At 40.2% G+C, this 12,346-nt stretch carries 10 protein-coding genes; 8 read left to right on the plus strand and 2 right to left on the minus strand.

What is annotated here, in order from left to right:
* The first annotated feature begins 8 nt into the window (after positions 1 to 8).
* From E2L03_RS12180 to E2L03_RS12205, 6 genes are all read left to right on the plus strand, one after another.
* Positions 9 to 5,822: a phage tail spike protein gene (locus tag E2L03_RS12180; RefSeq protein ID WP_134259282.1), complete on the plus strand. Its 5,814-nt coding sequence runs from the start codon at positions 9 to 11 to the stop codon at positions 5,820 to 5,822.
* On the plus strand, positions 5,819 to 6,265 hold the full coding sequence (locus E2L03_RS12185; protein ID WP_134259283.1) for a hypothetical protein: 447 nt from the start codon (positions 5,819 to 5,821) through the stop codon (positions 6,263 to 6,265). The genes E2L03_RS12180 and E2L03_RS12185 overlap by 4 nt, the downstream gene beginning before the upstream one ends.
* Complete coding sequence (locus tag E2L03_RS12190; RefSeq protein WP_055737290.1) at positions 6,265 to 6,516, plus strand: hypothetical protein; 252 nt, start codon at positions 6,265 to 6,267, stop codon at positions 6,514 to 6,516. Before E2L03_RS12185 ends, E2L03_RS12190 begins: the two co-directional genes overlap by 1 nt.
* A gap of 44 nt (positions 6,517 to 6,560) precedes the next feature.
* A complete protein-coding gene (locus E2L03_RS12195) occupies positions 6,561 to 6,896 on the plus strand; it encodes a hypothetical protein (RefSeq protein ID WP_055737291.1) in 336 nt (111 codons plus the stop codon).
* Between the two features lie 100 nt (positions 6,897 to 6,996).
* Positions 6,997 to 7,485, plus strand: coding sequence for an LURP-one-related/scramblase family protein (locus E2L03_RS12200; RefSeq protein WP_055737292.1), 489 nt, complete (start codon positions 6,997 to 6,999; stop codon positions 7,483 to 7,485).
* Between the two features lie 91 nt (positions 7,486 to 7,576).
* On the plus strand, positions 7,577 to 8,524 hold the full coding sequence (locus tag E2L03_RS12205) for a quinone oxidoreductase family protein (RefSeq protein ID WP_134259285.1): 948 nt from the start codon (positions 7,577 to 7,579) through the stop codon (positions 8,522 to 8,524).
* A gap of 34 nt (positions 8,525 to 8,558) precedes the next feature.
* Here E2L03_RS12205 and E2L03_RS12210 read toward each other — a convergent pair whose 3' ends face one another.
* A complete protein-coding gene (locus E2L03_RS12210; protein ID WP_241742160.1) occupies positions 8,559 to 9,782 on the minus strand; it encodes a metal ABC transporter solute-binding protein, Zn/Mn family in 1,224 nt (407 codons plus the stop codon).
* Positions 9,783 to 9,891: 109 nt separating this feature from the next.
* Here E2L03_RS12210 and E2L03_RS12215 point away from each other — a divergent pair, with 109 nt between their 5' ends.
* Positions 9,892 to 10,599: a glycerophosphodiester phosphodiesterase gene (locus E2L03_RS12215; RefSeq protein ID WP_134259286.1), complete on the plus strand. Its 708-nt coding sequence runs from the start codon at positions 9,892 to 9,894 to the stop codon at positions 10,597 to 10,599.
* 50 nt (positions 10,600 to 10,649) lie between these two features.
* Positions 10,650 to 11,564, plus strand: a complete 915-nt coding sequence (locus tag E2L03_RS12220) for a DUF6612 family protein (RefSeq protein WP_318262617.1) — start codon at positions 10,650 to 10,652, stop codon at positions 11,562 to 11,564.
* A gap of 44 nt (positions 11,565 to 11,608) precedes the next feature.
* Here the strand turns inward: E2L03_RS12220 and E2L03_RS12225 are convergent, their stop codons facing one another.
* On the minus strand, positions 11,609 to 12,343 hold the full coding sequence (locus E2L03_RS12225; RefSeq protein ID WP_134259287.1) for a DUF6081 family protein: 735 nt from the start codon (positions 12,341 to 12,343) through the stop codon (positions 11,609 to 11,611).
* Positions 12,344 to 12,346: the final 3 nt, after the last annotated feature.

Genomic DNA, 12,346 nt, shown 5'->3' on the forward strand with positions numbered 1-12,346 from the left:
TGTGAAACATGAAGGAAATGTATGTATTAGACCAAAACGATTCTTTGCTTACTACTATTGGCGAGGAGAATGGCTTAATTTCCGCTCTTTTTCGAGAAGAATTAAATCAACTGCCTGATCAGCCATTACGTTTAACTGTGGATTCGGCGAGCAGTTCGGCACAGTTTGTTAAGGAAGAAAACCAAGTGGTTTTTCGAGATAAAGAGGGAGAACTTAGGCTATATGTGATTAAAGAAGTAGATGATCATTTTAGTGGGACTGAGCGCCAAACCTATGCCTTATGTGAACCTGCATTTATGGAGTTAAAGGAGCACTTAGTGAAAGAGCGCTCTTTTAAAAATGCCAATGCGTCAGTTGTGCTTGATTACGTGCTGAGTGGTACACGGTGGAGAGGTCAAGTCGACATTGATTTAGGGGATCAATCTATCCCACTTTCTTTTGAGTCATCGGTTGATGCCATCTGGTCTATTTTAAGGTTGTGGGGTGGAGAGTTTAAAGATACGATCACTTTTTCTGGTAATCAAATTACATCGAGAACAATCAAAATCCTTTCTCGTCGTGGGCAGTATATAGGAAAGCGTTTTGAAGTTGACCACGATATTCAAGAAATCCAGCGAACGGTTCTTTCTTATCCTGTAACGGCTCTTTATGGACAGGGTGCATCATCAGATGATCAGACAACTGACTTTTCCGAAGTAACATGGCAAATAAAAGATGGAGATCCGGCAAATAAGCCAAAAGGACAAGCGTGGATTGGTGATGAACACGCCTTAACTAGATACGGTCGTCCTTACGATGGAAAGCTGTTACATCGTGAAGGTGTTTATACAAATAGCGATATTGAAGATCCTGAAACACTTTTGCATGCGACATGGGAACATTTACAACGTGTAAAGCAGCCGGAAGTTCATTATCAGCTCACCGTTCAATTACTTGAACAACTGAGTGGCTATGAACATGAAAAAGTAAGTCTTGGCGACACGGCGCTAGCTTTTGATCGGATGTTTACTCGACCAATTGAAATTCAGGCACGTGTGATTGCAATTGAGTATGATTTAATGGATGTCAATCGATCTGCAACAGTTGAAATGGGTCAATTTTTGTCTGCTCATAGTTATGACGATCGGTTAGACCAAGTCATTCGCGAGATTAATGATAACCGAGGAAAGTGGAATCAAGGAAACAAACCGATCTCACCCGATCGCTTTCCCGATATACTACCAGATGTCCCTGCAAACGTAGAGGCAACAGGTGGATTTCAGACAGTGCAGATATTCTGGGCTTTTAACATAGAGGCTTTTTATGTGCAAGCCTATGAATTATTTGCTAGTGAAGTAAAAGGTTTTCTTCCTTCGCCAGAAACGCTTGTTTATCGAGGTTCGTTAAATGGGTTTAACTTTATCGGAGAAACAAATAAAGCGTATTACTTTCGAGTCCGTGCAGTAAATTACCATGGGCGCGCTTCAAATTATTCAGCAGAAGTAGAAGCTTCAACGGCTCGAGTTGTAACGGATGATATTCTTTTTGGTCCTGAATTGGCTATGAAATTACGGGAGTTAAATAAAGAAGCTGACATCATTGGAACGGATGGTATAAAGTTTGAGCAAATTGCGAATGATGCATTAGAACTTATTCAGCAAAGGGCAAAGGACTACAGCGATCAGGAAATTGCAGACGTTTATTCCATTCTTACTGAAGAGCTTGAGAAACGAATTGACAGTGCTCAATTTGATCAAGAAGTTCGTCGCATTCATCAAGCGATTAAAGATGGTGAAGATGCCCTAGAGGAAAAGGAAACGCAGCTGAAAGATGAAATTGGTCAATTGGGTGAAGGACTAACCTCAATTGAGAAGCATGTTACAACGGAGTTTGAGAAAGTGGATGGACGCCTATCTGCCACTCTGTCAAAAGGTGAGGTCGAGGAATTACTGACAGATAAAGTTGATTACACAACGTACAATCAAAAAATGACAACGATAAATGCGTCTCTTGAGGGCATCGATTTCCTTGTAGGTGAAACGAGCGGAAAAGTGGACCAATTGACTGGTGAAGTAACTGATTTACAAGATATTAGCTCAGAGTTAAGCTTAAATGCTGAAGGGTTCTCTACATCGATTCGTCAGTTGCAAAGTGAAAAACGTCCCACCACTAACCTTGCTATCGGCACATATAAGCCGTTCGTACAAACTAATTGGACGAATGTTAACAACCAAGTTGTAAGAGTCTATAATGTATCCGATCGTGTTCTCGGAAAAGAAGTGACGATCTCTTGCAAAATAAAACTTAAAGATATAAAGAGCGGTAGTGAGGGTTCGTCAAGGCTCACACTACAGTGGTTTGAAAACAATCCAAACGCTTGGCATACAATTCAGTCCATTACGAACTTAAGTGAAAATAGAGAGATTGAGGTTACTCAGACAAGACAAGTAAACTCGAATACAACAACGATACGCCTTCAACTAAGAGCAGATTTTATTGCATCAGGTACTGTTGAAATAACAGAGTTGATGGTAACAGAAGGCAAGCGAGCAGCTGCGTGGTCACCAGCTTTTGAAGATCTAATTGATGCGGAATCATACGCTGAGAGACAAACCTCCCTTGACTCTACACTAGAAGGGATCACAGGAAAAGTAGAAGAAACAACAAATGATCTAGGAACACTCACACATACAGTGGGACAGTTCAAACAAGACTTAGAAGGATTTTCTACAACTATCGGGCAAGTTAGCAAAGGTTTAGATAGTAAAGTAGACACATCTATCTACGACCAACGCCAAACATCCCTTAATGTTAAGCTGGACGAAATTACCGGAAAAGTGGAATCAGCGAGTAATGGTCTTGGAACATTGACAAATACAGTGAGTGAATTTAGACAGGATTTAAACGGGTTTTCGACTTCTGTACGAGAATTGCAAGTACAAGAAATTGGAGGAGAAAATCTTTGGAATAATCCAAACGATTTTAGTTCACTACGTGCTTGGGATGGCTCCTCGTTAACACTTAACAATCAAAATCAACAGATAAATGCTTGGAATACTACCGAAGCAACAAGAGTTAGGTCCAGTGGAGGAAATACAGCTCTTAAAGCAGTGTTGACGATTCTAAACGCTAATGACAAAGTATCAAATGTACCCTATACAATGTCTGTGTGGATTAGAAATAACGGAAGCGCAGTAGTCAATGTCAATTCAAATCAAGGTGGAGTCGATATTGAGCCTAGTGGTGAAAGACGAGTTTCTTATACTTGGACTGCTAATAGCACGAGTCACATTCAATTTCAGCTTCGTTCATCATCTAATCTTGATGTTCACATTTGGCGAGGACAATTAGAAAGAGGGAACAAACTAACAGGTTGGAAGCAACCGGCTTCTTCCTTTGTAAATACTGAACGTTATAATCAGCGGGAAACTTCCTTAGATGCAACATTAAAGGGCATCACTGGTCGAGTTTCATCAACTGAAAGTGGTTTAGGTTCCGTTACAAGTAGAGTTGGGGAGCTTGAGTTGACCGATACCAAATTTCAAACACGGGTTAGTACTATTGAAAAAGAGCAAGGTAGTCAAGGGGAGCGTATTTCATCTGCTGAAACCGCCATTCAGCAAAACTCTACAGCTATCGGTCTTCGTGCTACGACAAACACTGTGAACGGTATTAATGGTCGTTTGACAACTGCAGAAGGTACCATTCGCGTCATGTCTGATCAAATTGATCTACGGGTTAAAAGAGACGGCATCATTTCCGCCATTAATTTATCACCTGAGAGGGTTAAGATTGACACACGTTTGCTACAAGTAGGTGATTTTACTAACTTAGTAGATAATGGTGACTTTGAAGATGATGTTATTGGTTCAACACCAGCAGGTTGGATCGGTGGTGGGGTAACAGTCTATGACATGAGAAGTTGGAGTATTGATAATGGCTCAACGCAAACAATGGGCGCTAGGACTGGCAGCACTGGAAACATTGATATCCAACAAGAGCGCCTTATCAAAGTGGTGGCAGGAGATAGTCTTTACGTTGAGTTCGAATCGCGCTTTCACAGTAGTTCAGCTGGAAGAAGACATGCTGGAATTGGGTTTCGCAGGTATGATGCAGGAAAAAATCATTTAGGCTGGACTCAAGTCGCTCAGGCTACTGGCGGTACAACACAATGGCGAAAACTTTCAGGAACATACACGGTTCCAGCAGGAACTGCTTATATACGAATTTGGGTCACAAATAACCGAAATGAATCAACCGATAATATTATGTATGCTGACAACATTGTTGTCCGAAGAATGACCAATACTCAGTTACTTGTAAATGGTTCTATTACTGCCAACCATATGTCAGCAAATAGTATTACTGCCGCTAATGGTGCACTTGCTAATGCGTCTATTACAAGGGCGAATTTGCAAAATGCAATTATCCAAAACGCACACATTCAAGATGGAACAATTACTAGTGCTAAGATCGCTAGTTTGTCAGCGGATAAGATTAGCGCAGGTACGGTTACTTCAATAAGTATTCGTAGTGCCAATATTCAAGGAAGCACTATTATTTCTAATCAAGGAAACAGAAGAACTTCTATAGAAGGTGGAGAACTTCAGGCCCGTGGTCGTTACACGAGAACATGGTTTGGAAATACAAATTCATCTTGGGTAAACCTTCAATTAAAAGATGGTTATTTTATGGCTCATAATGAAACTAGGCAGAGGAGATTGTATTATTCCGATTTTGGCATCTCAACTTATCTTGAAGGGTTTAACGATGAAGATTCGAATACGGAATACCATGGATCTGGTGTAATAGAATTCTTTTCTCATATGTATAACGGAGGAGAGTGGGGAGCTGATAATGTCCGCGGTCTTACCGCATTTAGTAATCGGGGTAATATTGCATTAAAAACGAATACAAGAGATGTCATACTTGACGCAGATCGTGATGTGAAAGTTATAGCAAATCGAGGTACGATTGTTCTGCGACCGAGAGATGGCAACCGTTCAGGGAATAATCATTTTGTTTTTAATGTGAAAAATAACTCTAGCGCTAGCGATACAGATGGTTGGATTGCATATGGCTCCCCACAGACGAATACGCCATATGCATCCGGACTACGCTTTAAGAAAACTCAATCAGGTAGACCGACAATATGGGCAACGAATGGTAACGGGGATTATAATTCAGGCGTCTTTGAAGCGGATTCTTTTATTGGTGATTTTGAAGCAAGGGAGTCCAGCTCTAATGCCTATATGAAAGTTGATGGCTCTCTTCGAGTAACTGATCGAAGAGGTTATAACGGCGGAAATGTAAATTATCGCCCCATTCAAGTACAAGATGTAATTGCCAATTCTATTCGTGTGAATTTAGGTACAGGTGGGAATCGTGATTTGTATCTGGGTTGTTCAAGTAACAAAGTTCGTGTCACAAATAACAACATGTGGAATAGTGGTAGCCCCGGTTATAGGCCAATTGTAGCTTCAGATTTTGAACATGGTTCCTCTAGGAACTATAAAGCTGATATAAAAAAATATGAGGGTAGAAGCTTAGAAGTAATAAATGATTTGAGAATTATGTCGTTCTTTTTAAAATCTGATCTCGAACCAGATTCAGGGATTGATAAGCCAAGGCGGAAAATTGGAGTTATTGCAGAGGACAGTCCAAGCGTTGCTACCCCTGATGGCATGGGGGTGGAAAACGGGCGCGTTATTTTTCATTCTGTCAAAGCCATCCAAGAACTCGATAAAAAAGTAGAAGACACCGTAGATCGAGTGTCTTTTTTAGAGATTGAAAATCAATTGTTAAAACGAGAATTACATGAATTAAAGGAGCGGTTGCTGTGATTAAGTTTATGAAGAAAGAATTGGATAAAGTAGCGAAGTTTCTACTAGATATAGAGCTTACGGGTGTTGAGAATATCCATAGGATGCGTGTTGTGAATCAGTTGAAAAAACAACATGAAGAAATGGTTTCTGAAGAAATTGAGTTGTTAAAAGCACATGCAGAAGTAGATACAAATGGGGAGTTAGTTCGAACGGAAGCTGGTGGTTTTCAATTAAAAGACCAGAACGCGGCAATTGAATTTCGAACGCAGCAAGAAAAGCTTTTAAATGAACAGTTTGTTATGGCTGATTCCAATTTGAATCAAGCATTGGGAACGTTGGAACATGTTGTTATGAATCTTGATAAAAAGCTATCTAATGAAGAGGCGGAAACACACTTTATGATTGCTGAGGCTTTTGAGGAAGCAAAACTGAACCAAAACAAACAAGGAGATGATGAATAATGGGACAGGTAGAAAAATTAGATGTGCGTGTATCAGGTGTTGATTTCACCTATAACTTTGAGGAAGAGGTTGACGAAGTACGTCTTCGCTTTAATGTAACAGATCCTACAGGGGATATTAACGCAAATGGCCGGGTAGTCGTCACAATGGATGAATATGTTCAAGACCCACGTTTGCTTGCTTTAGCTGATTTGGCACGAGAGAAACTGATTAAGCGTTTAGAACCGAAAGAAGAGTCACAGACAGATTAAGTCAGGGGCTTTTTATTTTGCCAAAAAAGGAGGGATTGGCGAAGGTGACTGAGCCATCTGCATATGATCTCCTCCGTAAATTAACCGAAGTTGAGATAGCACTTGCAAAAGTAACGCAACAGTTGGAAAGTCAGACAAGTGTGTTAGAAGAAGTGCGTAAGGAACTTTCAATGACGAGAGAAAAAGCTGATGCTGCTGAAGAAAAAGCAGAAATTGCATACAGAAAAGCGAAGCAGGCACTAGGGGAGATCAAACAGACTCGAGAAGAGACCTTACGAACGCAAAACGAACGGAAAGTAGATAGACGTTGGTTTATAGGAACGGTGTTGACGGTAGTAAGCTTAATTATGCCAATGATCATCACGTTCTATTTTCAATAAAAAAACAATTTTAGGCAGACAGGGCTAGAGCCTTGTCTGTTTCTTTTTTTTGAATCTTTTTTTGCCTAATCCCGTATATAAAGTGAGTGGAGGCGATTCGATGGATTTTTTCATTAAACAGCGGGTTTTTTCATTTCGGGATCAGTTTACAGTGTTCGATAGGGAAAAAAAGCCCGTTTATAAAGTAGATGGTAAGTTTTTCTCTATTGGGGATCAGCTGGCGATTACGACTAGTGAAGGTGTGCCGGTGCTTCAAATTAAGCAGCATGTCTTTTCGCTTATGCCGCGTTATTCGATTGCGAATGATGAAAAAGAATTATGTGTTGTCTCTAAAAAGATGAGTTTCTTTCGTGCGCGCTATGAAATTGAACCGCTTGGATGGACGATCGAGGGAAGTCTATTTGATCATCATTATGCGGTTAAAGATGGGACTACAACCATCATGACGGTTGAGAAAGAGTGGTTAAGCTGGGGTGATACGTATCATTTGCATGTGGGTGATCCAAGGCATGAAACGATAAGTGTTGCGTTGATGATTGTGCTAGACATGGTTCATCATCAAAAAAGTAAAAACCATTCTGCCCCTTAACTGATAAAAAAACTGGATTACTAACGATTTGAATTATGAATGACCTCTAGCCGCGTTCTTCTTCTATAATAAAGAGGAAGGAGTGAGGAGCATGCTTACTGTAAGGATGAATGAGCAGGGTATAATCGTGGAAGAAATGAATAAACCAGAACCTAAAGGCTTTGAGGTGAGCATCAATGTAGTCATGTCGAGTTTGAATTTTGCTGATCTAAAAGTCGTGTCTTCAGGTAAGTCAGGTCAGTTGGGTATTGATCTTGTTGGAGTTGTTGATCAAGTTGGGGAACGTGTAACGAAGGTACGTGTCGGTGATCGCGTTCTAGCGTTTCCAAAAACGAGCGGTCATGCGGAGTATGCCATTGCCAATGAAAATTTGGTCTACCACATTCCAGCTACACTATCGTGGGAGCAAGCTGCGGCATCACCGATTGTTATGTTTTTAAGCTACTTTCTAACCCAGAAGATTGCACCACTATCGACTGATGATTCCATTATTGTGCATGCGGCATCTGGAGGTGTCGGTACAACGCTTATTCAACTAGCAAAGCGTGCAGGAGTTAAGACGATTATTGGTACGGTTGGGTCTTTGGCTAAAGCAGAAGCGGCTTATCGTGCAGGGGCCAGTCATGTGTGTACCTATCAATCATTTAAGGATGAAACACGGGCCATCACAGAAGGTAAGGGTGTATCGGTTATCTTTGATAGTATTGCAGGGGCTGTAACAGAGGATAGTTTACAGGTGCTCGCTCAATTTGGGACGTTACTTCAGTTTGGAAATGCAAGCGGCAAAAAAAGTTATGTGTCAAACGAAGATTTACATAAAAGCTGTCGTTCAATAAAAGGTTTTAGTTTTGGAACTATGAGAGCGTTAAAACCTGATATGGTAGAGAAGGCTGCGAATAATGTAGTAGATCTTCTTGCAGATGGCACAGTAAAAATAGAGATCGATCAAGTGTTTCCTCTTACTGAAGCGAAGAAGGCATATCGTCATTTTCAAACCCGAAAACATCAAGGGAAAATCCTACTTAACATGAATCAATAAAAAGAAGGCACCAAAAAATGATGCCTTTCTCTCCCTAGTTAAGCGCTTTTTCTAGCGCGTTAACATTTTGGTACATTAAAGAAAAATAGTCTTCATTATTCTCTTTGTCCTCTTCTGTTAATGCTTCTAAAGGATGAATAAGTAGAGCTTCTGCTTCTAAATGATCTTGAACGATCTCTGCGACTCGTGGTGTAATGTTGGGTTCAAAGAAAACGTAACGGAGCCCAAGTTCTTGAGCGGTTTCAACGGTTTGGATTAATTCTGTTTGTGATGGTTCACTTGTTGGTGAAATACCGGCAATGCCAATTTGTTTCAAACCATAGCGTTGCTGCCAATATCCATAACCAGCGTGGGATACAATAAAACGATCTCCTTGTGAAGTCTCTACTAAATCTAAAAATGCTTCATCTAGTTCGTGAAACTGAGCTTCTAGCGTTTGAAAATTTTCATTAAAATAATCTTCTTGCTCTGGTAAAAGCTCAGTTAACGTATCGCGAATGCTTTGAGCAATTTCAATGGATCGAATAGGGTCTAGCCATACGTGAGGGTCCTGATCGCCATGATGATGGTCATCATGATCATCAATTAGAATGAGAACGGTGTCGCTTGTTGAAATAACCGTATCTTCTTCATCATATTGGATCGCTTTTACTTGCAAATTGTCTTGATCTGCTGGTAGGGTGAACGAAGTGGAAGGCTCTTCTGATGCTTGTTCCCAGTCTTCGTTATCTGTACGGGTGTACCAAACCCATTCGCTGTCATCTTCCACTGATAAAGTGACTGAATCACCGCTGTGATAATGATCTTGAAGGCCCTTTATTTCTGTGTCTCCTTCTTCAACAATAGGAGATACGTGTGTATGCTCATCGTGGTCATGTTCATGGTCATGATCGCTTTCAATTAAGTGGGTTTGGGCGCTTCCTTCTAAAACGTGTACAGATTGATTTTCAATCGCAGATAAGATGCTATCTGCAAAAGGTTCCAACTCTGCGCCATTGTAAATAAAGAGGTCTGCTTCTGCTACTTCAATCATTTCTTGTGGCGTTGGTTCATAGGTGTGTGCATCCGCTCCAGTCGGAACGATGTTTTCCACGTTTACAAAATCGCCGCCAATGGCTTTTGTCCAATCTTCATAGGGGAAAATCGAAGTCTTTATGAGCAATTGATCGTTATCTTCATCCGCTCCTTGATTATTACCACAAGCCGTTACCATTACTAGTGCTACTAATCCAAGAGAGCGTAAACATGTTTTTTTCATTATGAGCTCCTAACCGTAATTATTACGTTTTGTGTAACTTTAAGAATTATATCGCAATCATAATTATTTGTGAAGAGATAAGGCTATATTCTGCTAGGGAGGACAGTAAATGAATCGAATTATTGCCCACCGAGGGTTTTCTAGTCATTATCCTGAAAACACGATGCTCGCGTTTCAAGAGGCCTTTAAACGTGGTTGTCGAATGATTGAATTGGATGTCCAATTAAGTTTGGACAATGTTCCAGTTGTTATACATGATGAGAAAGTAAACCGAATGACAAACGGCAACGGTTTTGTACATACATTTACGCTTGCGGAATTACGAGAATTGAAAGTGATGGGGACAGAAACCATACCAACCCTAAAAGAAGTGCTCAACCATTTTAAAGGGAAAGCTCAATTAATCATTGAACTGAAAAAAACAAAGCGGATGGAAAAGAAGATTGAAGAAAGCGTATTAGCAGATCTTGTGGAAGTTGGAAGCTTAACAGATGTACAGGTGATTTCATTTGATCACGATTGTATTGATCGACTAAAAAAAATAGCGCCATCTATGCTAGCGGTTGGCTACATCCAGCGCAAGCCTACAAAAAGACTATTTAGAAGAATGGAAGATCAACGTATTTCATCTGTAACGATGAACTATCTCTTTTTCTCAAAGCGAGTGGTGAGAAGATGTAAGAGGAACGGCTATCGACTTGTTTTCTACAATGTAACAAACGTAAAACAGATTCAAAGATGTTTGCGTTATCCTCACGTTTATGTAACCGTGAAGGAACTTAACAATTTGCCTTATTCGTTTAACATAACGGATTAAAGGGTAACTAGACAAAGATTATTATTGTGGAGGGTATTAACTTGAAAAAAATGACATGGTTGATCGTTGCACCTGCTAGTACACTGATGCTTGTAGCTTGCGGTAGTGACGAAACAGGTGGAGAAGAAAACAGTTCAACAGGAACAAATTCAAATGAAGAGGTTCAGCAAGGGGAATCCTTATCCGTTGAAGAGGTGTTAACAAATACCGAAGAAGCGATGAACAACGTAGATAGTTTTAGAACGGAAATGAGTATGACATACGATATTCGTATGTCAGCGGAAGAAGCAGATGAAACGATGGAATTTGCTGTTGATTCAATAATGGACGCTATTTCTGAACCACTAAGTTTTAAAATGAACACCATGATGACTGCTTCAGAGCTTGGGATGGATGTTAGCACGGATCAATACTTTGAAGACGGCATCTTTTATATGCAAAACCCATTAGGTGAAGGCTGGTTAATGATGGATATTAGTGATGAGATGGAGTTAGAAGATGAGCTTCAAGTCGATTCACAAGAACAAATTAACATGTTGAAAGACATGATGACGCATATTGAGATGTCAGAGGAAGAGGACTCTTATGTTATTTCTATGGAAGGAGATAATGAAGACTTCCAACAGTTTATCCATTGGTTTATGGAAATGGGTGGTCAAAATGAAGCGGCTATCCCTCAAGAAGAGTTAGACACGATGTTCGAAAATATGGAAGTTGAGAATATGACTTATAGCCTTGTTGTAGACAAAGATACATTCTATCAACAGTCAGTTGCTATGAGTGTTGATATGTTAATGGAGGAAGAAGGGGAGACGGCTAATTTTACGATGGACGTTGCCGGAACCTATTCCATGTACAATGAAATTGAGTCAATTGATATACCGGATGAAGTCATTGAAAACAGTGTCGATATTGAAGAAATGTTCGGTGGGTTAGAGTTTGATGAAACAGAGGACGACATGTAAGGTCATTATGAAAGTCTAGTGAGCTAAAGCTCACTAGACTTTTTTTATTCTGCATCAGTCGAGCACGTGATAGTGACCGGAGAATACTCACCAATGACCGTTTGCCCATGAACAGATACGCTACCTTCGTTCGTAAGATCTTTTTCTGTCATAATACCGAGTGCGATAGTGAATTGGTTTAATTTTACTGGAATAGTGGTCTCCCGTCTCACTTCCTGCCCATTTACGTAAAAGAGGGCTTCGTCTTTTTGTCGATCGTATCGAATTCTAAATGTATTAAACTCATGTGGTTTAAAATGATCAGTTGCTTCCTTAAATAAGCAGAAGTATTTAGTTTTTCCTGTGTCAGGCACTGTTACACCAGGAAATGGTAAAACACCATAAACAGATGCGTATTGATCGTCCGTTGCAAAGAAATCGAGAGCAGCGCCTGTAGTGAAATCAAGCAAATTAAATGAAACGTAGCCATCATATAAATCTCCAGGCTTTGTATCTTTCGTCCGCGCTTTAATCTCTACTTCAATGTCGATATAGCCATTTTCAGGAATTTCAACAGGTTCAGCTGAATAATACATATGCTTCGCGTTATCTAAAATCTGAATAGAGTCATGATGATTGGATAGAGGCGCACGTACATAAAGTGTCCCGTTACGAACAATGACCACAGCTTCAGGTTCTTGGTATTTCCAGAAAGAACCGTCAGGTAGTGGAAACCCACCTATTTTCCACGTGTCTTCACTAGATAAAATCGTATCAAAATTACCTAAAACCTTTTTCATAAG

The organism is Shouchella oshimensis, assembly GCF_004375095.1.
Lineage (GTDB): Bacteria > Bacillota > Bacilli > Bacillales > Bacillaceae_D > Shouchella > Shouchella oshimensis.